The following is a 20,167-nucleotide window of genomic DNA, read 5'->3' as shown; positions in this document are numbered from 1 at the left end:
CGTCGAGGCTGTCGGAGCGCGGTCTCACTCCCAGTCGATCTCCTCGCCGCGACTCGAGTCCCGCAGGATGAACGGGCCGATCGCCAGCGTCCGCTTCGCCATCGTCGCGATCCGCAGGATGAAGGCGATCAACAGCAGGAACGGGGTGACGGCGACGGTCGCGGCCGCCGCGACGATCCAGACGAGCGCGTCGACCCCGAAGTAGGTCCCGACCACGGCGTCGGCGTCGAAAAAGAGCAACATTCCCATCGTGACGACCAGCGCGGGAACGGCGACGTACATCATCGCCCGTGAGAGGTTGATCAGCTCCCACTGGAAGTACAGCGTCTTGAAGTGCTCGCGGGCGAGGCCGAACAGCTTCAGCGACTCGAGGAGGTCGTCGTAGGCCTCGTTGGCCTCGTCGGTGAAGGAATCGGCGTGCGAGTTCTTGATCCGGCGGGCCCGGAAGATCTTCCAGGAGTAGTTGTAGTCGAGCGCGGCTTTCACCACCTCGTAGGTGCCGAACTGGGCCGTCTCGAGGTCGTCACGGATCGAGTCGGCGTGGGTCGTGACGTTGTCGACGAAGTCGTCGACGCGCTCTCTGAGTTCGTCGTCTTGGCTCTCCGAAACGGCCTCGCGGAAGTCGACCGCTCGCTCCTCGGAGGCCGCGATGATCGCCTGGACGAACGACGCCGGCTCCGGCGGACTGATCGGCGCGTCGATCGAACTCTCGACGTCCGTTCGGAACTCGAGGGCGCCGTCGAGCCGTTCGCGCTGGTCCTCGACGGCGCCGAGCTCCTGTGAGAGCACCAGCGAGTTGATCGTCACCACGAGCGTGACGCCGGTGATCAGCGCGGTCGTCAACGCCTGAAAGAGCGTTCCGGTCGGGTCCTTGATCCCCATCAGCGCCCGCAGCGAGACGGGGCTGACCCCGCCGAAGATCACCAATCCGACGAAGACGAACAGCATGAGCCCTGCGGTGACGAGCCACCGGTTCGCGTTCAACAGGAGCGCGTGCTTCAACGTCAGTGACTCGCTTCGCTCGGCCATCGTGTCGCTGGGCTGGGTGCCGTCGCCGCTCATCGCTCGATCCGGACGATACCAGCCCCGCTGGGAAATAGCTACGGCAGACGTCGGTGACCGATCGGGGGATCGATCGACTCAGCCCAGGTCCTCGTCCCGCTGGGACTCCCGGAGGATGAACGGCCCCATCGCGAGCGTCCGCTTCGCGACGGTGGCGATCCGCAGGATGTAGACGATGAAGACGACGAAGGGCGCGACGCCGACCACGAAGCCCGCGCTGGTCACCCAGACGAGGGTGTCGATCCCCAGGAACGTGCCGGGGAACGTGGTGCCGTCGACGTACATCATCAGCAGCCCCATGGCCGTGAGCGCGGGTACCGAGATGTACAGCAGCGCCCGCGAGAGATTGATCAGTTCCCACTGAAAGTACAGCGTCTTGAAGTGCTCTCTGGCCGGTCCGAAGAACTTCAGAATCTCGATCATCTCGTCGAGTTCGTCGTCGGCCTCGTCCGATAGCTCGTCGCCGTGATCCGCGCGGAGCTTGCGCGCGTCGTAGATCTTCCGGGAATAGTTGAAGTTCAGCGCGTTCCAGATCACGTCGAAGGTCCCGAACTGGGCGTCCTCGAGGTCGTCCTTGACGACCTGTGCGTTTTCGACTATGTCGTCGACGTAGTCGTCGATCTTCTCCTGGAGCTCGTCCCCGTGGTCGTCGGTCACCGTTTCCTCGAGGTCGTTCGCTTCCTCTTCGACGCCGTCGACGAGTTCGTAGAGGAAGGCCGCGGGTTCGGGCGGCGTCACGTCCTCCTTCTCGAGGGAGTCCTCGATGTCCTGGCGGAACTCCATCGCGTCCTGCATCCGATCCCGCTGTTCGCCGACCGCGCCGAGCTCCTGGGAGAGCACCAGCTGGTTGATCGTGACGACGATCGACGTGCCCGTGATGATCGCGCCGATAAAGCCCGAGAAGATCCAGAACGTCCCGTTGTGCTGTTCGACGATCATCCGGTGGGGCGCGAGCCCGAACAGACTCGTCCCGACGAGCACGCCGAACACGATCACCGACACGGCCGCCACGAAGAGCCAGCGGTTCAGGCGGAGCAACACCCACAGTCGCGGGCCGCCGACGCCGGCCCGTTGCCCCAACACGCCGCTCGAGTCCGAATCGCTCATTGACTGTGACGAAGGGACGACGCCGGCGGGTAAAATAGTCATCCGGGCGAAAGCAACCCCGTCGGCTGCGGAGCCGCCGGTGACGGCCAAAGGCTTGTAGGCGGGGCCATGGTACGACGGGCCGCATGAGCGAGTCCGACGGCAGTGCGAGCGAGGAGACGTCGAACACGATGGTCGACCGCGTTCGTGGCGGCCGAGCGATGCTGTGGTTTCTGGTCGAGGGGAATCGCGCTCTCGTCGCCGGCGTGATGCTCGCCGTTTCCTACACGCTCCTCGTCGTTCTCGGCACGTTCGGCCCGGGCTCCATCGCGAAGCTGTTCAACCCCGCGCCGATCGCGTCGACGTTCACCCCGACTATCATCGGGATCATCATGGGCGTCACGCTCGTGTTGACGTTCAACCAGTTCGTCCTCGCCGAGGAACTCGGCCCCGTCGCCGATCAGCGCGAGCGCATGGCCGGCGCGATGGAGTTCCGCCGAGACACCGAAGACGCCGTCGACCGAACTACCAGCCCGCCGGAACCCTCCGCGTTCCTCCGCGGGCTCGTCGAGGCGACCGGCGATCGGGCCGACGAACTCCTCGACGCGCTCGAGTCCGACCCCGACCTCGACGAGGCGGCTCGCGAGGACGTCCGCGAGTACGCCGAGGGGATCGCCGCCGACGCCGAGCGGGTCGCCGACAACCTCGAGGGCAAACAGTTCGGTCGGTTCGAGGTCGTCAAGGCCGCGCTGGAGTACAACTACTCCTGGAAGATCTACACCGGAAACCGGGTACGGAACCACCACGAGGAGGCGCTTCCCGACGCTATCGACGAGCAACTCGACGAGTTGCTCGAGGTCCTCAGCTTTTTCGGCCCCGCCCGCGAGCACTTCAAGACGCTGTACTTCCGGTGGGAGATCATCACCCTCTCGCGGTCGCTGGCGTACCTCTCCCTGCCGGCGCTGGCGGTGTCGGCGTACATGATCCTCGTCTTCGAGGTCGGCGACGTGGCCGGAGTGATCGCGGGGATCGATCAGGGGCTGCTGTTCGTCGCCCTCGCCTTCGCCGTCGGCGTGACGCCGTTCGCGATCTTCCTGTCGTACATTCTCCGGATCGTTACCGTCGCGAAGTGGACGCTCGCGATCGGGCCGTTCATCCTCCGGGAGACCGACAGAGGCGAGGACGTCGGCTGGGAGTGACGTCTTCGTCCGCCGTGAGACGGGACGCCAGTCAGGAGTCCTCGCCGTAGGAGACGTCGAACGGTCCCTCGTCGGGATCCTTCTGGGGGATCATCGGCCCGACCGAGGCGGTCCGGCGCGTGACGGTCGCGGTCCGAAGGATGTAGACCACGAGGAGAAACAGCGGCGAGAGGCCGACCGTAATCAGGCCGATCACGACGTACGGCATGACGGCGGTGCTGATACTCGGTCCGGTGAAATCGGCGTAGAGGAGGCCGATGAGGATCGCCGCCAGAATCGACGGCACCCCCGCGTAGATCGTCAGCTGCGAGAATCGGGTGAGTTCCCGCTGCAGATACGTCGTCTTGAACTGCTCGCGGGCCACGTTGAACAGTTTCAGGGACTCGATCAGGTCCTCGAGGGACTCCGCGGCCGCCGGCGACAGCGAGTCGGCGTACTCGTTTTGCAGGTGGGTCGCGGCGTACAGGTGCCAGGCCTCGTTGTAGTTGATCGCCGCGGAGACGGCGGAGAACGATCCGAACTCCGCGTGCTCGAGCACCTGCTCGATATCCTCGGTCCGCTGGTGGACGTCGTTCGTGTACCCCGCGACCGTCTCGCGGATCGCTTCGTCGTGGTCCGCGACGGCGTCGCCGAGAGCGGCGGCGTCATTGCGGATCGACTCGACGAGCAACTCGAGCACTCTCGTGGGCGCGGCCGGGGTCGCGGGAACGGCCGCGTCGTCGGCCACGTCCCGCCGGAACTCCACGACCCCCTGAAGTCGTTCGCGCGCCTTGCCGGCCGCGCTGAACTCCTGGGAGAGGATGAGCTGGTTGACCGAGACGACCAGCGTCACCAGCGAGAACGTCCCCGCGATCATGCCGCTGGCCACGCGCGTCACCGAGTTGGGTTCGACGAACGCGATGATTCCGGTCCAGCGAAGGGCGAGCAGCAACGCGAGGACGACGGCCGCCAGGAGGGCCGCGACGACGACGCGGTTCCCCTCGACGACGAACCACTCTCGAAACCGGGACAGCGGGCCGGATCCCGCGCCGACGTCGGCCCCGTACGACTCGAACGTCTCGTCGGTCTCGGCGCTCATAGATGGCGCTACGTTCCACGGACCCGACAATAAGGCCCTGCGTTGCACACCGCCGGCACCGCGCCCGAACCGGGGCGGTGACCACGAGAGCGCACGCGAACGTCCCGAACCGTCTTCGGTACCGACACGTCGATCGAGCGAACCGTCGGTCTCGAGAATTGCCCCTTCAGGGGCTACACTGAAATGCGTCGGCGGTGTCGATCGGATACATGCTCGGTGACGGAACCCACTCGCGGAGGGGGACGCGAGGACGATGACCCGGCGGGAGTCGACGAGCCGACGCCGCCTCCTCGCGGCGGTCGGTGCGGGCGTCTCGGCCGCGGCCGCCGGCTGTACTGGCGGCGGGGACCTCGGCGGCGAACCCTCCTACGAGGACGGCAACGGCGTCGAGATCAACGCCAGCAACGCCACTAATCGGACGGCGACGGAGATGTCCGCGGCGGCGGCGCTCGCCAATCAGCAGCCCTCGCAGTCGGTAACGCCGCTGGACCCGCTCTCGCTGACCGATCACGAGTTCGTCGTCGAGGACGGCTATCTCGGCTCGACCGTCCAGGGCACCGTCGAGAACACGGGCGACGATCGGATCCAGGTCGTCGAAGTCCGAACTCGGATCTACAACGACGCCGGCAACGTGATCGGTCGGTATCTGGCCACGACGGGCGATCTCGAGGGCGGCGACATCTGGGAGTTTCAGGTGGTCGTCCTCGAGGCGCCGTCGGACGTCGCCGACTACGACATCGCGGTGTTGGGCACGCCGTCCTAGCGCCTCCCCGGCCGTCGATCCGGCATCCGCTCCCCTCAGTCGGTGGGCTCGAGGAGTTCGTCGGCGACGCCCTCCTCGACGATTTCGGGGTCGACGTCGAGCGCGTACGCGGGGCGACCCTTCCCGGTGGGCGACGTCCCTTCGGTTTCGATCTCCTCGACGAACCCCTCGTCCTCGAGTCGGTAGAGCGATCGCATCACGTCCGCCTCGGTGAGCGTCCCGATGACACCCACGTCGACGCCCTCGAGTTGCGTCCTGCAGACGCGTCGCAGCACGTGGGTCTGGACCGGCGTCTCGCCGCGTCGCTGCAGTTCGGCGACGCCGAGTAAGACGACTTGGTTGGTCAGCGAAATCTCGTCGAACGCGTCCGTATCGACCTCCGTATCCGTGGCCATACTCGGCGTTCAACGTCGACTGTGGTAGTCGTTACCCCACCGTCCACTGCGAGAAAACGATCGCGCGGGATCCGACAGGGACCGGTCACCGCTCGCTTCGTTATCGGGCGCTTCCGACGGCGAACTCAGGCGTTCTCCTCGTCCTGCAGCTCCGCGAGTTCGGCCTCGACTTCGCTGTCGTCGACCTCCGATTCCATCTCCGCGAGTTCCTCCTCGTCGACCTCGCCCTCCACGTCGCTGGCCGGTTCAGCGTCGGTCTCGCTGCTTCCCTCTCCCATCTCGGATTTCAACGTCTCGAGTTCGGCCTCGACGCCGCTGTCGGTCTCCAGTTGCTCGAGCTCGCGGTCGATGTCGTCCTTGTCCGAGAGGACGTCATCGAACGCGCCGGACTCGTGGAGTTCGTCCATCGCGGCGGCTCGGGCCTCCATGTCTTCGGTCTGCTCCTCGGCGCGCTCGATCGCTCGACCGACGTCCTCGAACTCCTCGCCGGTGGCCGTTATCGCTTCGGACACCGTCGAGCTCGCCTTCGCGGCCTCGTGGCGGGCCTTCATCGTCTCCTTCTTGGTGCGGAACTCCTCGATGCGGCTCTGAAGCTCGTTCTTCTGGTCGATCAGCTTGTCCTGTTGGCTCTGTAAGTTCGAGATCTGGCGCTCGAGATCCTCGATCTGGTTCATCTTCGTCTTCTTCTTCTCGAGCGCGCGCCGCGCCAGATCCTCCCGGCCCTGCTGGACCGCGGTCCGGGCCTGATCGTTGTGTTTGTCGACGTTCTCCTCGAGGCGCCGTTTCTGCATCTCGAGGCGCTTTTTCTGCGTGGTCAGATCCGCGATGCCCCGTTTGACGTCCTGGAGCTGGTCGCGCATCTGCTCGTAGGAGTAGTCGAGCGTCTCCGTCGGATCCTCGGCGCGGTTGAGCACCGAGTTGAGTTTCGACCGGATGATGTAGGAGGTCCGAGAGAGGATGCCCATAGTCGTACGTATCGCTCGTCGCCCTTAAAAACATCACATCGTCAACAGTCTGCGATGAACGCGGCCGCCACCGAGGCGACCGTTCGACGCCGGTTACCGGCCGCCTACTCGCTCGAGCGACCCGGCGTTGACGTGAGGATCGCGGGCCTCGAGGCGCTACGAATCGACGGTGACCGAGCGGACCGCGAACGCGTCGTCGACGACGGCCGTCACCGAGCCGTTCCCCTCGTCGTCGACCTCGAGCGCGATCCGCGTCGGCTCTCGGGACTCGACTCGCACCGTCGGAGCCGGCAACTCCCAGTCGTAGCGCTCGAGGTCGAAGCCGACATCGGCGAGCGCGCCCGCGGCCCGGGCGTCGGTCAGCAACACCGTGATCGGCCGCACGCCCGCGAGGAACGTGCAGTCATCGCAGGTGATTTCGACCCAGGGGTCGCGTCCGCGGTCTGCGATTTCGGCGCCGCCAGCGTCGCCGTTGCCGTTGCCGTCGCCGCCGTCGTTGTCGCTCTCGAGGGCCGCGAGACGGAGGGCGACGGTCGTCGCCCCCGCACAGAACGGACACTGACCGGCGCGGGCCAGTCCGATGTCGCGTCTGGCGCGACGGGCGACCGTGCGGGCGATCGCGTCCGCGTCCCGCTCCTCGAGGCCGTTCTTCGGGAACGGATAGGTGAACCCGTCCCACTCCTCGCACGCCGGGCAGTCGACGGTCGCGAATCCGCGCTCGTAGCGCAGGACCAGCGTCGCCTCACAGCGGGGACACGCCGACTCGATTTCGCTCGACTCGAACTCGCGGCGTTCGGTCGGCCGGTGAGCGAGCACGGTCCTGTAAAGCGCGGTCACGCTCGCCGTCGGCACGTAGCCGTCCTCGACCTCGCGGACGTAGACGCCCCTGAGCTTGTCGAGGTGGTAATTGAACTGCCCGCTGTCGCGCATCCCGACCGCGTCCATCAGCTCGGCGTAGGACTTCGGCTCCGTGTAGACGGCGTCCCAGTCCTCGAGCAACGCCAGCAGGATCTCGAGGCGAATTTCGTGGTTCAGCAGGGAGAAGGCCTCGCGAACGGCGGGATTCGGCGCGTCATCTGTCGTCATGGGCGGCCGTTCTCCCGACAGCGCATTGACCGTTCCGGACGCCGATCCCGCGGGACATGTCAGCGCGCGTTGTGAACTCGAGTTCGCAAAGCAGTTACGTTCCTCTCGGACCGATACGGTGTCATGACCGATCAGACGACGCCCGCCGAGCCGGCGTCCTTCGCGGCCCGGATCCGGAGGCGGCTCCGCTCGCTCGAACCGATACACGTCGCGCTGCTGGGGCTGCTGGCGATTCCCGGCCACCTCTTCGATTCGCTCGCCGCCCTGCAGGTCTTCTGGGTCTTCTTCCTCGCGCTCCTCTGGCCGCTCGTCGCGCCGCTAGTCGAACTGGCGCTGGGACGGGCCGCCGACGCGGAGGAGGCGGTCGGGCCGACCGACTGGATCGAGACGGGCGACTGGCGGACGTACGCGGCGTGGTACCTCATGCTGCCCCTGACGATCCTGAACCCGTTGGTGCTGGCGCAGGACACGATGCAGTTCCTCGGCGCCGCGGTCGCGTACGCTCGCCACCGCGGCTCGATGCCCGCCGCCGGGAGCTACGAGCAGCGCCGCTCCTACCGGCTCCCGTTCGACGGCCGCTGGACCGTCGTCAACGGGAGCTACGACCGCGACTACTCCCACTCGTGGTTCCCGGTAAACCAGCGCTACGCGTACGACTTCGTGATCACCGACGCCGACGGCCGGACGTCCCCCGAGGGGTCCGGCTCCCGCGTCGAGAGCTCCTACTGCTACGACGAACCGGTCCTCGCCCCCGCCGACGGAGCCGTGATCGACGTCTGCGACAGCGCGTTCGAGTCCTCGCGCGGCGGCGGGCTCTCGCACCTCCTGAAACGCGACATCCGCGGGAACTACGTGGTGATCCAGCACGCCCCCGACGAGTACAGCTGCCTCGCGCACCTCGTGCCCGGCAGCGTCGGCGTCGAGCCGGGGGACCGCGTGACCCGCGGCCAGCGGATCGGCCGCTGCGGCCACACGGGCAACTCCTCGGACCCCCACCTCCACTTCCAGCTTCAGGACCACCCCGACTTCGAGATCGCGGCGGGGCTTCCGGTCGCCTTCGACGACGTCGACGCCGAGTGGCCGGGCGCCGAGGCCCCGATCGACGATCCCTCGACCCGGAACGATGCCGACGGGGCTCGGACGTTCGTGACCGCCGGCCAGCGCGTCGCGCACGTCGACCGGGACGGCGACGCGTCGAGCCGGACCCGAGACATCACCGACGCCGCGTCCGAGGCCCACGACGCGGGCTCGGGGGGAGCGACGGACCGACGCCGCGCGGGGATCGAGTTCCTCCAGCGCGTCGCGTTCGGCGCCTGCGTCGGCGGCGTCGTCACCTACTTCGTCTCGATCGTCGCGTCCTGGCTCGTCGTCGCGGAGGTGCTCGCCGCGGGCGCGGCGCTCGGCGTGGCCTATCGCCTCGGGCTCTCGCTCCGCCGCGGGGACGGCTACGTGCGGCGCCCGGGTTCGATCGGCACCGTCGTCGGGGCCGGTCTCGTCGCCACCGTCGTCGCCTGGTACGGGACGAACGGGTTCGCTATCGGCGTCGGTCTCCTCGCGCTCGGCGCGTCGACCTTCCTCGCCGGCTTCGTCGTCTTCCTCGTCCTCGGCGAGTACGACGGGCGACGACTGCGAGCGTCGTTCGCCGACGCCGTCGTGCGCGCCTGAGGGCCGACTCCTCCCCCTCGAGGCCGGTCCGACCCGCGCCGGCGCCGTGACGGACCTTAATACCCGCCGCGCCGAACGATCGCCCATGAGCGACGTGCTGATTCCCGGCGGCCGCGACGTCCGCGGGACCCTCGAGGAGCCGACCGACGACCCCGACGCGATCGTCGTCGCCGCGCCGCCCCATCCCCGGCACGGGGGCTCGCGTAGCGATCCGCGACTCGCCGCGGTCGCGACGGCCCTCCGCGAAGCGGGCATTGCCTGTCTCCGGTTCGATTACGGCCCGTGGGACGAGGGTTACGGCGAGCGCGAGGACGTGCGCAACGCCGTCCGCTGGGCCCGCGAGGAATACGATTGCCCCGTCGGCGTCTTCGGCTACAGCTTCGGCGCCTCGCTGGCGCTGCTCGCGGCGGCCGACGTCGGTCCCGACGCCGTCGCCGTCCTCGCGCCGACCGCGCGGCTGGCCGACGACCTCGACGCGGTCGACGCGCTCGAGTCCCTCGAGGACGGGACGCCCGTTCGCGTCCTGTACGGCGAGCGGGACGAGACCGTCGACTGGGAGCCGGTGGTCGACCGCGCCCGCGAGCGCGGCGACGCCGTCACCGCGCTGACCGGCGACCACTTCTTCCTCGGGAAACACGACGCCATCGCGAGCGAGGTCGCGACGTTCTTCGCTGACGCTCTTCGGTCGTAACCGCGTCTGCGAGCGGCGCGTGTGCGTCGCTCGAGCGACTCGTTCCGGTTCTCGACGCGGATCGACGCTCCTCCCCCTACTGTCGCTCGCGGAGCCAGTCCTCGGCGTCGGGCCTGTTATCGAACATGTGCGACGTGACGTTCGAGCCGACCTCCTGGACGAGGTCATCGACGGAGAGGTTCGTAATGACGCTCGTCGGCTGAACGATGGCCATGTACGAGAGGTCGGTCTCGAACGCCCGCGGGTGCCAGTTCTCCTGCGTCCACTGCTGGTCCTCCTGCGAGACGGTCCCGAGGTCTCTGAGATCGGCGAGCCAGTAGCTGGCGTTTTTCTCTTTCACGAGCGCCAATCCCTCGTCCAGCCCTTCGCGATACTGCTCGCTCCGGGCGAAGTCGTGCCAGTTCATCGTGACCGCTTGCAGTTCTTCGTCCCACTCGATCGTGAGGACGGGAGATTCGTAGTACTTCATTGCCTCTTCGTGGTAAGTCACGCTATGTAATACTTTCCGCTCTTCGGAAATATGATTGGATATTTATATTATATCTCAGATGAAGAATTCGTTATTAAGTGAATTTCAGGATATGTGTGGTGAATCAGTGCACATATCTGTAGACGGGACGACGGCTTCGATAATGAAATTAGTCGAGGACCGAGTTGCGGTCGTTACGGGAGCGGCATCCGGAATCGGGCGGACGACGGCGAAGACGTTCGCCGAGCACGGCGCGTCGGTCGTCGTCGCCGACGTGGACGCCGACGCCGGTGAGGAAACGGTCGCGGAGATCACCGACGACGGCGGCGAGGCGACGTTCGTTCGGACGGACGTGTCCGACCCCGAGGACGCCAAAGCGATGATCGAGACCGCGGTCGACGAATTCGGCGGCATCGACGTCCTCTACAACAACGCCGCCATCGAAGGCCCCGTCGCGCGACTCGACGAGTACGAGAACGACGCCTTCGAACAGGTCATCGAGGTGAACCTGAAAGGCGTCTGGTACGGAATGAAGTACGGTATCGAGGCGATGCTGGCCGACGGCGGCGGATCGATCATCAGCGCCTCCTCGATCGGCGGCGAGGTCGCGGTTCCGCAGTACAGCGGCTACGGGGCGGCGAAAGCAGCCGTCAGCCACCTCACGAAGTACGCGGCCATCGAGTACGCCGAGGACGGCATCCGCGCTAACGCCGTGGCGCCGGGGATCGTCCGCACGGACATGATCGAGCGGACGATCGAGGAACACCCCGAGATGGAGGCACAGTTCCTCGAGACCGAGCCGATGCCCGGCCTCGCGGACCCCCAAGAGATCGCGAACGCCGTCCTCTTCCTCGGTTCGGACCTCTCGTCTCGAGTCACCGGGACCACGCTGCCCGTCGAGGGCGGCTACCTCGCCCAGTGACGCGACGACGGGTCGGATCGGCGCCGAAGACGGTCTCAAGCGAGCGGTCGTCGACCGCGGCGATGCGGATAATCGTTTTCCCCGCTCGCGGGTAAGCCATCGACGTGGCACTGATCCACGACCGAGGATGGCGCGGCCGCACGCATCGATGACCACCGACAACTCGCTGTCGACCGTCCGGGCCGAATCGTGGGCGGAACTGCAGGAACTGGTCACCGCGGAGATGTGGATGCCCGACATCGGCCGGCACCGCTCACCGTTCGTGTTTCGGGGAGTCCCCTCCCAGGACCACACCCTCGAGACCTCGATCAAGCGGTTCGTCGGGGAGTCGGGCGAGTGGAAACTCGAGTCGCTGCTGTTGCGGAACTTCCACCAGTACGCGGTCAACGAGATCGAGGAGCCCGAGTCGGTCTGGCACCTGCTCTCGATCGCCGAACACTACGGCCTGCCGACCCGGCTGCTGGACTGGTCGTTCTCGCCGCTGGTCGCGACCTACTTCGCGGTCCGAGACGGCGATACCGCCCACGACGGCGCCGTCTGGGCGGTCGACTACCGGCAACTCCACGACACGCTACCGGAGCACTACCACCGCGTCCTCGAGCGGACCGAGACGGACATGCTCGACGTGCATCTGCTCTCGAACGCGACCCTCGAGTCCGACGCGGAGGCGACCGACGCCGCCGCCGAGGCGCCGATGCGCGACCTGAACGACGTCTCCCGGCTGGACGACCTCTGGAGCGAGCGCTGGGGCGTCGACGCCGCCGAGGCGGCCGACGACCAGTACGTCGTCTTCTTCCGGCCGCCGGCGATCGACGACCGCATCGCTAACCAGTCGGCCGTCTTTTCGTTCCAGTCCGATCCACGACTCGCCCTCGACCGGTGGCTCGAGGATCGCCCGGACTGCTACCGAAAGATCGTGATTCCGGGCGAGCGCAAACTCGAGTTCCGCGACAAGCTCGATCAGATGAACGTCAACCACCGGACGCTGTTTCCCGACCTCGAGGGACTGACGACGTGGCTCAAGCAGTACTATCAGCCGCAGGGGTAAGTGAGCCGTCGTGTGTATATTTCGACACGCTCTCGAGACGTCCTCGGTCACCGTACCCGGTACTTTCGAGCCGTACGCGAATCGGGTCTGGTCGAAACCATCGCATACAGCGTACTTCGATGCGATCTCTATCGATACCGATTCTCGAGACGGACCCTTGCAGAATCCTGAAGCATCTTCTGTCCGGTAACTGGAGAATTACTATTTCTGCTAACCGTATGAAAGATATCGCGGATGAAATTACAATCGATAGCGACCGTCGCAGTCGTAGCACTACTCGCTCTGAGCATGGTCGGTGCGGGGGCCGCCGCGCCGCCGGCGAGTCCGATCGAGGACGCGTCGACCGAGGCCGATACGGCCGATATTTCGCAATCGCACGTCGTCACCCAGTCCGACGCGACCGCGGTCTCGTCGGTGACCGCGGCGGTCGACGACACCGTCGAGGTGGACACCGACGGCGTCGACAGCGACGTCGGGTCCCCGGTCGGGGATCTCGCCGGCGGTCAGAACGTCGACGCTAGTTCGCTGCTCGAGTCGCTGTTCGACGGCGACATTGCCGACGGTATCGGCGACGAGGACACGTCCGACGATGCCGGAGACGGGACGAACGGGACGGACGGTGGAGAGACCGACGAGACGGACGGCAACGATACGGAGCAAACGGACGACGAAGCTGACGAGACCGACGAAACTGCCGGCGACGGAACCGACGACACTACGAGCGACGACGCGGACGACGGTTCGGGCGACGAGATCGATCGCGCGGCCCTCGAGCGATACGTCCACGAGGCGGTCAACGAGGAACGCACCGCCCGCGGCCTCGAACCGCTCGAATTCGACACCGAGTTGCGGGACATCGCCCGTGCCCACAGCGAGGACATGGCCGAACGCGGCTACTTCTCGCACGTCGATCCGGAGGGCAACGACGTCACCGACCGGTACGAGCGGGCGGGATACGAGTGTAACGCGAACGGTTACACCGGCGGCGAGAACCTCGCCCAGACGTGGTACGACACGCCGGTCGTCGACGACGACGGCGAGACCGTCCGCTACGAGACCGAGCAGGAACTCGCGGACGGCATCGTCACGCAGTGGATGAACTCGCCGGGCCACCGCGAGAACCTCCTCGCGACCCAGTGGGAGAACGAGGGCATCGGCGTCTACGTCACCGACGATAACCGCGTGTTCGTCACGCAGAACTTCTGCTGAGACCGTCGGACGGCGACCCGCGACGCTCTTTTTTCAGTCCCGGCCGTGCCGAGTGAGACACTTCGGGAGCCCGATCAGTTCGACGGGTTCGGAGTTGTCCGGCGAGTAGACGACCATCTGCCCTTTCTCCATGTAGGGCACCTTCGACTCGAGGTTGCTCGGAATATTCACGCTCTTGATGGCGTCCTCGTCGCCGAGATTCAGGACGACGGTGGTGTTGATCTGCTTGAAGACGGCGTCGTGGATGTCCTGCGGGTCCTGGGTGATCAGGAAGAGCCCGAGCCGTTCCTTGCGGCCCTGTTTGGCGGCCTCGGTGAACTTGTTGATGACCTTCCCGGCTTGGACGCTGTCGGCGTCGGTCAGGAAGTTGTGGGCCTCGTCCATCCCGAGGACGATCGGCGTCTCCTTGATCCGGTCGTAGAACGGGTCGTTCGAGAGCTTCTGGTCGATGATCAGCGACGAGACGGCGAGGACGATCGCCTCCGTCGCGCGGCTGTCGTTGATGTGGTAGGTCGGAACGACGGTCAGTCCGCCGGGGCGGACGAACTCGTGGACGAGGTCGGTGATCGGCCGCGCGTCCTGATCGAAGACGTGGCCGAAGCCGAGCACGCGCCGGCGGACGGCGTCGAACGTCGCCTCGTGGACCCGGCCGGACTCGTCGAGTTCCTCGCGCAGCGCGGGATCGTCGAGGAACGTCGTGAACTCCTCGTAGGTCCCGTCGTCGCCGTACTGCTTGCGAAAGCGCGGGAGGAGGACGCTGACCAGCGCGCCGTACTGGTTGTCGTTCAGCCCGCTGCCCGCGACCAGCCACGGGTTGTCGTAGACCATCGAGAACGGGATCGTGAACTCGACCTGGCGCGCGCGGTGGTGGCCCGCGGCGTACGACGCCGACCCGACCTTGGGGACGAACGCCGTCGTGTCCTCGTGGCCGCCGTAGGCGATCCCCTCGCGCTCGAGGCGTCGCGCGAACTCGTCGTCCAGATCGGGGTTGTCGTCGTGCATCTGGGCGTACTCGTCCTGCGGGTCGAACTGGACGACGGCGGGCCGGACCTCGCGGCCGTCGTCCATGGGGTACGCCCGGTCCTCGGCGAGGTACTGGCGGAGGATGTTCTTCGCGCCGTGGGTCTTCCCCGACCCCGTCCCGCCGGCGATCAGCGTGTGCCGGAAGACGAGCGGATCGCCCGCGTCGTAGTCGTCTTTCAGCCGGTAGTCGATGGTGGGCGGCGACGCCGCGGTCCGGACCTTCTCGCCGCCGACCGAGAGGTGTCCGAGGAAGACGCCGTCGTCGGGCATCTTCAGCCCGGTCTTGATCTGTTCGGTGTCGTCGGCCTTCCTGACGACCGTCTGGGGTTTGGGGACGCGGTCGGTCATCCGCCGCTTCAGTTCGCCGTCATCGTCGTACAGGACGGCTACCGGCTCGAGCTCCGCGACGAACTTGTAGTCGGCCTCGTCGACCCCGTCGGTCCGCATCGCGCGCCGGGCGTGGATCTCCGTCGCGTCGTCGGCGTGGTACTGCTGGGCGTACTCGAGGCCGACGATACGGCAGAAGAGGGTCTCGCCGTCGGGGTAGGGGGCCAGCAGATAGCTCCCGATGCGGATGGAGGAACGGTTGCCGCGGGTGATGTACGCGCGCAGCGTCGTTTCGTCGCCGTCCTCGGCGACGCGCAGTCCCTGGGAGACGCAGATCGCGCCGATGCCGACGTCTTCGCCCTGCGGTTCGACGGGCGTCGGTTCGAAATCGTCGGTCGTTCCGCCGTCCGTACCTGTCGACCCGCCGGCACTCGACGGGGAGGTCCTCGTCCCGTCGGAACCGGCCGCAGTGTCGTCTCTCCCGCCGGAATCGGCGTCGGACTCGGCGTTGAAATCACCGAAGTCACCCAGATCGGTCATATCAGGTCCATCAGGCCGGCCCCACAACTACTTTTCGAGGCGACACACTCGAGCGTCGACGCGGGAACGCGCAACTGAGGACAGAACGGAACGGCCGAGAACCGCACAATCGATTCGATTCGGGCGGAGGACCGAGCGCGCCAGCGGAAGACGGCGGCGAGTTCGGCGGTGGCGGCGAGCGATCAGTGGAGGACCGACGTCGTCCGTTCGCCTCGCGTGACCAGATTGGCGTCGGCATCGAACTCCAGGGCGCCCGCGTCGGCCAGCACGGGGAGGTGAGCGTGGTAGAGGGAAATCTTCGCTCGCTCGCGGTCGTCCGCACCGACGTCGCTGGCGGCGAGTGCCGACGCGAGCTGCTCGACGGAGACGGTGTGTTCGACGCCCGACAGCATCCCGAGGACGCGCATCCGGACGGGGTGGACGATCGCCTCGAGCATCCGCTCACCCTCCGGGCCCTCACAGAGCTCGAGCAGGCCCGCGAGATCCGCGGGGTGGACCGGCGGTTCGTCGACCAGTTCGGCGCCGGTCTCGGCGTCGAACTCGACGAGGCCGTACTCGGCCAGTCGGGGCAGGTGGTTGTGGACGAGACTGACGCGGACGTCGTGACGAGCCTTGCCGGTCGGAACGTCCAGCTCTTCGTTCTCGACGATCGCCGTCGTTAGCTCCATCAGCGACAGCCGCGTGCGGCGGGCGCCGAGCGTCGCGAGGATGCGAATCCGGCGCGGGTGTCGGAGGACGTCGTAACACTCCTCCGGGACGTCTGTCAATGGGTCCCGCTCGCTGTCACCGCCGATGGACGCTTTCGAACTCATTACTAAGAGGCACTGGTGGAACGGGGTTAAGCCCATTTCCAAAACGATTTGGCTCGGGAACGAAAGCTTACTCTCGTAATATCCGGATTACTGGCTAATCCCCCTCGAAACCCCCTCGAGCGGCAAGAATACCTGCTACTTTACGGTAGGATAATCGTGAGATTCGCCGGCACTAACCGGTGCGTTCGACGCCGACCGCCGGGTCGATCGATTCGGGTGACCGCGCGGCGAATTCGATCCGATCTCGAGTCCGAATCCCGGGAAAATCCCACCGCTCGTCCCGCTGTCTTTTTGCGCGTACGCGCCGAAGGAACGGTATGATACTGATACGCGGTCGTGCCGGCGGCACCGAACTCACCGGCACGCTGTACGAACGGGGCGAACGAGCCCCCTCGTTTCGCGGCGCGCCGGACGAAGACGCCGCCTACGTCTGGGTCTGCGACGAGTTCTACGAGGTCGACAGCGGCGGCTCGACCCAGCTGGTCGACGGCCGCGAAGTGAACCTCGCCTTCGAATCGCCCATGCCCCGCGGCTTCGACACCCGCGAACAGGCCCTCGAGGGCGCCAAAGAACACGTCCGGACGCAGTTCGCCCGGATCGGGGTCGACCCGAGCGACGTCGAACTCGAAGTCGAGAAAGACGGCGAAGCTGACGAGTAACTGACGACTAATCCCGGTCCGAGCCGGCTCGAACGCCGGTCCCGTCGCGCAATCGGCGGGCGACGAGCACCGTTCCGACGACGATCCCCGCCGCGACGGGCGTCGGGAGTCCCGGGACGGCGTCCCCGTCATCTCGCTTCGTGCCGCCACCTCCGTTCTCGCCGTCGGTCTCCGCCGCTGCGTCGTCTTCTCCCGTCGATTCGGGTTCCGACCCCGGTTCGGCGTCGGTGGTTTCGTCGCCGTCGACGGGCGTCGTCTCGAGACCGTCCGGATCCGGGTGGTCGAACGCCGGCGCCTCGTCGCCGCCGCCGTCGATCGCGACGGTAGCGTTCATATCGAAGATCGGAATCGGCGTCTCGCGGAGGAGTTCGGCGCGGCTCTCCCCGAAGGAGATCGTCGCCTCCGACGGCGGGGCGTCTTCGGCGACCGCGACGGTGAGCGTCGCGAGTCTCGCGTTCCCGGTCGCGCCGTCGGCGGGCGGGTCGCGCCGCTGCTCGAGGACGGCGGTGCCGGTGTCGTGTGCGATCGCCCGTTCGGCGCGGACGTCCGTTTCCGCGCCCTGCTCGAGCCAGGGGCCTCGTTCAACGTCGGTAATCTCGAGATACTCGGGATTGTACCGAGCGACGAGGGTAACCGACTCGATGCCTTCGCCGCCGTACCCGCCGTCGCTCTGCATGACGACGTCGACGGTGACCTCCTCGCCGGGCTCCGCGTCGATCGTCTGCGTCGACGGGAAGACGGCCGCGGTCCGATCGCCGGCGGCGGCCGTCTCGGCGGCGAGGCCGAGCAGCGAGACCGATAGCAGCGCGAGGACGGCCGCTCCCAGCAACAGGTTGCGTCCGGCGGCGGCCGTCCGTCGTTCCGTCGCGGAGCTCATTTCGTGGTACTCGTAGCGCTCATCGATACTCGATCGTCGCGTGCGTGGGAAACGAAGGACATGGGGCGTGTCGTCCGATCAGTCGTCGTTGCCGTCGGTCGCGTTCTCGGTAGTCTCGGCCGGTTCGTCGCCGGCCGAGCGACGGCGCGAGTAGAGGTAGCCGCCGGCGCTCCCGCCGGCGAGCGCGCCGAGCGGACCGAAGCCGGGCATCCCGTCGTCCGAGCCGTCATCATCTGACTCGTTGCCGCCGTCCGACTCGTTGCCGTCGGAACCGTTCGAATCACCGTTGCCAGTGAGAGCGGCTGCGCTCACGTCGGCGCGGAGTTGGAAGTGATCGTAGCCGCTCGAGGTCGGCACGTCGAAGCCGTAGTCCCAGTGCTCCTGATCGGGATCGTAGCCGCCGAACAGCCGCAGCGCCGGCTCGTCGACGTCCGCGACGAGAGCGCGCAGGTCGTCGGTATCGAACGTCACGTCGACGCTGTCGCCGTCGGCGGTCGCCGCGTTCGCCTCGAGGTCGGCGCCGGTTCGGATCACGGCTCGGAAGGTGTCCGGCCGAATCGCCGCGGTGCCGTCCGGGACGTCGACGGTGAGCGTGGTCTCGCCGTCGCCGACGGCGACCGACGCCTCGCCGACCGTCTCGTCGACCCGGAGCATCCGGTTCTCGCGCTCGGGCGCGACGGTGTCTCGCTCCTCGAGGCGCTCGAGGACGTAGGGGCCCTGGAACTGGCCGGAGGCGAGGACGACCTCGGCCGTAGAGAGGACGTCGGAGTTCTCGATCGAGTAGTCGTTGTGCGCGAGGAAGTAGGTCTCGTCGGGGTCGACCGGCTCGCCGCCGACGAAGAGGTTCTCCACGCGACTCTCGCCGTCGTGGCCCCACCACTCGTAGGAGAGCCCCGAGACCTGGATCGCCGGCTGCGCGCCGTAGTTCTCCGCCGGATGGGGGCGGATCGCCTCCTCGAGGTACGCGACGACGTCCTCGCCGGTCAGTTCGACGACCTCGATCTCGTTGGGGAACGGCAGGATGTTCATCACGTCGGCGCCCGTGACCGGGCCGGGGCCGTAGGTCGACCCGCTGCGGATGCCGCCGGCGTTCTGGGCCGCGATGTCGACCTCGATGTCGCCGATCTCGCCGACGGTCCGCATCGCGTCGGTCATGAGGTTCCCCCAGTTGGTCTCGATCGCGTAGTTGTCGAACGTCGCGTTCAGTTCGACCTCGGTCTCGAAGGCCGTCTGCTCGAGCTCCGACTCGAGTTCGTCGGTCCACTCCTCGGCGATGGCGGCGAGGGTCTCGTCTTCCGGGATCTCGTCGGCGTAGCGAGCCTCGATCTCCGCGTACTCGTCGACGGCCGGCGCGGGATCCGCGTCGGGGGCCAGGAGGTCGGTCCGCCGCCAGTCGACGAGGGCGCCCTCGGCGTCGAGCGTGAGCGAGCCGACGTGGTCGAACTCGTCGCCGAACTCGCTGATGACCGTCCCGTCGACGACCTCGGGTTCGTCGAAGACGACGTTGGAGTGGGAGCCGACGATCGCGTCGAGGCCGTCGACGTCCTCGGCGAGCGTGTAGTGGACGCCCGTCGAGACGTGGGAGGCACAGACGACGACGTCGGCGCCCGCTTCGCGGAGCGCGTCGACGGCTTCCCGTGCGCTCGCGACGTAGCCCAGCACCTGCCACTCCGCGGGATAGTCGGTCAGCGAGTGGAAGTTCGTCGAGACGAGGCCGAAGACGCCGATCGTCAGTCCGCCTTCCTCGAACGTCGTCCACCGCTCGGTTCCGGGAACCGGCTCGCCAGCGTCGTCGAGCAGGTTCGCGACGACCCAGGGGAACTCGCTCTCTTCGAAGCGCTTCGTCGCCACGTCGGCGCCGAAATCGTACTCGTGGTTACCGACGCCGTCGACGTCGATGGCCGTCTCGTTCAGCGCCTCGATCGCGTGTTCGCCCTCGTACTCGAGGCCGAGCATCGACGGGGCGAGGTCGTCGCCGTTGCCGACGAACAGCGAGTTCGCGGCCGACTCGAGGTGCTCCTTGACGACCGCGTAGTAGCGGGCGAGGTTCAGTTCGGGCGCCTCGGCGTCCTCGAACCGCCCGTGGAAGTGCGTGTCGTGGACGATCGTCACCGTCTCGTCGTCGGATTCCGCGCCGACGCTCCCGGTCGTCGGAAGCACGGCGGCGGCCGACGCTCCCGCGGCCATACCGAGCACCCGACGGCGGCGCGAGTCGACGCCCGAGTCGGTCCCGTCACTGTCGTCACGTTCGAACGTTCGTGTCACAGTGACAGTCAGCGAAAGGAACCACC

19 protein-coding genes are annotated in these 20,167 nt (G+C 67.0%); 8 read left to right on the top strand and 11 right to left on the bottom strand.

Annotated elements, in window-relative coordinates:
- Positions 1-24: 24 nt before the first annotated feature.
- Positions 25-1,062, bottom strand: coding sequence for a hypothetical protein (locus HTZ84_RS14225; RefSeq protein ID WP_174681289.1), 1,038 nt, complete (start codon positions 1,060-1,062; stop codon positions 25-27).
- A 78-nt stretch (positions 1,063-1,140) separates the two neighbouring features.
- Complete coding sequence (locus HTZ84_RS14220; protein ID WP_174681288.1) at positions 1,141-2,169, bottom strand: hypothetical protein; 1,029 nt, start codon at positions 2,167-2,169, stop codon at positions 1,141-1,143.
- Between the two features lie 125 nt (positions 2,170-2,294).
- On the opposite strand from HTZ84_RS14220, the gene HTZ84_RS14215 reads away from it, so the two are divergent.
- Positions 2,295-3,347 (top strand): hypothetical protein, encoded by a 1,053-nt coding sequence (locus HTZ84_RS14215; RefSeq protein WP_174681287.1) that lies wholly within the window; start codon positions 2,295-2,297, stop codon positions 3,345-3,347.
- 31 nt (positions 3,348-3,378) lie between these two features.
- On the opposite strand, the gene HTZ84_RS14210 is transcribed toward HTZ84_RS14215, so the two are convergent.
- Entirely contained in the window at positions 3,379-4,425 is a 1,047-nt protein-coding gene (locus tag HTZ84_RS14210; RefSeq protein ID WP_174681286.1) for a hypothetical protein, read from the bottom strand.
- A 253-nt stretch (positions 4,426-4,678) separates the two neighbouring features.
- Here HTZ84_RS14210 and HTZ84_RS14205 point away from each other — a divergent pair, with 253 nt between their 5' ends.
- Complete coding sequence (locus tag HTZ84_RS14205) at positions 4,679-5,188, top strand: FxLYD domain-containing protein (protein ID WP_174681285.1); 510 nt, start codon at positions 4,679-4,681, stop codon at positions 5,186-5,188.
- A 35-nt stretch (positions 5,189-5,223) separates the two neighbouring features.
- On the opposite strand, the gene HTZ84_RS14200 is transcribed toward HTZ84_RS14205, so the two are convergent.
- The 3 genes from HTZ84_RS14200 to HTZ84_RS14190 all read right to left on the bottom strand — a co-directional run bounded on the left by HTZ84_RS14200 (position 5,224) and on the right by HTZ84_RS14190 (position 7,634).
- Positions 5,224-5,583, bottom strand: coding sequence for a hypothetical protein (locus HTZ84_RS14200; RefSeq protein WP_174681284.1), 360 nt, complete (start codon positions 5,581-5,583; stop codon positions 5,224-5,226).
- Positions 5,584-5,708: 125 nt separating this feature from the next.
- Complete coding sequence (locus tag HTZ84_RS14195; protein ID WP_174681283.1) at positions 5,709-6,548, bottom strand: PspA/IM30 family protein; 840 nt, start codon at positions 6,546-6,548, stop codon at positions 5,709-5,711.
- A 156-nt stretch (positions 6,549-6,704) separates the two neighbouring features.
- Positions 6,705-7,634, bottom strand: coding sequence for a helix-turn-helix transcriptional regulator (locus HTZ84_RS14190; protein WP_174681282.1), 930 nt, complete (start codon positions 7,632-7,634; stop codon positions 6,705-6,707).
- Between the two features lie 123 nt (positions 7,635-7,757).
- Between HTZ84_RS14190 and HTZ84_RS14185 the strand changes: the two genes are divergently transcribed.
- Positions 7,758-9,299: a M23 family metallopeptidase gene (locus HTZ84_RS14185; RefSeq protein WP_174681281.1), complete on the top strand. Its 1,542-nt coding sequence runs from the start codon at positions 7,758-7,760 to the stop codon at positions 9,297-9,299.
- Positions 9,300-9,384: 85 nt separating this feature from the next.
- Complete coding sequence (locus tag HTZ84_RS14180) at positions 9,385-9,990, top strand: alpha/beta hydrolase (RefSeq protein WP_174681280.1); 606 nt, start codon at positions 9,385-9,387, stop codon at positions 9,988-9,990.
- A gap of 76 nt (positions 9,991-10,066) precedes the next feature.
- Here HTZ84_RS14180 and HTZ84_RS14175 read toward each other — a convergent pair whose 3' ends face one another.
- Positions 10,067-10,459 carry a hypothetical protein gene (locus tag HTZ84_RS14175; RefSeq protein WP_174681279.1) on the bottom strand — a complete coding sequence of 131 codons (393 nt, stop codon included), beginning with the start codon at positions 10,457-10,459 and terminating at the stop codon, positions 10,067-10,069.
- A 163-nt stretch (positions 10,460-10,622) separates the two neighbouring features.
- Between HTZ84_RS14175 and HTZ84_RS14170 the strand changes: the two genes are divergently transcribed.
- From HTZ84_RS14170 to HTZ84_RS14160, 3 genes are all read left to right on the top strand, one after another.
- Positions 10,623-11,381 carry an SDR family NAD(P)-dependent oxidoreductase gene (locus HTZ84_RS14170; protein WP_174681278.1) on the top strand — a complete coding sequence of 253 codons (759 nt, stop codon included), beginning with the start codon at positions 10,623-10,625 and terminating at the stop codon, positions 11,379-11,381.
- A 148-nt stretch (positions 11,382-11,529) separates the two neighbouring features.
- Positions 11,530-12,429 (top strand): FRG domain-containing protein, encoded by a 900-nt coding sequence (locus tag HTZ84_RS14165; protein ID WP_254611759.1) that lies wholly within the window; start codon positions 11,530-11,532, stop codon positions 12,427-12,429.
- A gap of 288 nt (positions 12,430-12,717) precedes the next feature.
- Entirely contained in the window at positions 12,718-13,638 is a 921-nt protein-coding gene (locus HTZ84_RS14160; protein ID WP_254611758.1) for a CAP domain-containing protein, read from the top strand.
- Between the two features lie 33 nt (positions 13,639-13,671).
- Here the strand turns inward: HTZ84_RS14160 and HTZ84_RS14155 are convergent, their stop codons facing one another.
- Both HTZ84_RS14155 and HTZ84_RS14150 read right to left on the bottom strand, forming a co-directional pair.
- Positions 13,672-15,528, bottom strand: a complete 1,857-nt coding sequence (locus tag HTZ84_RS14155) for an ATP-binding protein (protein ID WP_174681275.1) — start codon at positions 15,526-15,528, stop codon at positions 13,672-13,674.
- Between the two features lie 182 nt (positions 15,529-15,710).
- Positions 15,711-16,340 (bottom strand): DUF7344 domain-containing protein, encoded by a 630-nt coding sequence (locus tag HTZ84_RS14150; RefSeq protein WP_174681274.1) that lies wholly within the window; start codon positions 16,338-16,340, stop codon positions 15,711-15,713.
- Positions 16,341-16,657: 317 nt separating this feature from the next.
- On the opposite strand from HTZ84_RS14150, the gene HTZ84_RS14145 reads away from it, so the two are divergent.
- Positions 16,658-16,999, top strand: coding sequence for a DUF7113 family protein (locus tag HTZ84_RS14145; protein ID WP_174681273.1), 342 nt, complete (start codon positions 16,658-16,660; stop codon positions 16,997-16,999).
- A 7-nt stretch (positions 17,000-17,006) separates the two neighbouring features.
- On the opposite strand, the gene HTZ84_RS14140 is transcribed toward HTZ84_RS14145, so the two are convergent.
- A complete protein-coding gene (locus HTZ84_RS14140) occupies positions 17,007-17,876 on the bottom strand; it encodes a hypothetical protein (protein ID WP_174681272.1) in 870 nt (289 codons plus the stop codon).
- A 78-nt stretch (positions 17,877-17,954) separates the two neighbouring features.
- Complete coding sequence (locus tag HTZ84_RS14135) at positions 17,955-20,141, bottom strand: bifunctional metallophosphatase/5'-nucleotidase (RefSeq protein ID WP_174681271.1); 2,187 nt, start codon at positions 20,139-20,141, stop codon at positions 17,955-17,957.
- Positions 20,142-20,167 lie beyond the last annotated feature (26 nt).

The sequence above is a fragment of the Haloterrigena gelatinilytica genome (assembly GCF_013342145.1).
GTDB classification, from domain to species: domain Archaea; phylum Halobacteriota; class Halobacteria; order Halobacteriales; family Natrialbaceae; genus Haloterrigena; species Haloterrigena gelatinilytica.
The sequence above is the reverse complement of the archived record's forward strand: the minus strand, read 5'-3'. Positions and strand labels throughout refer to the sequence as shown.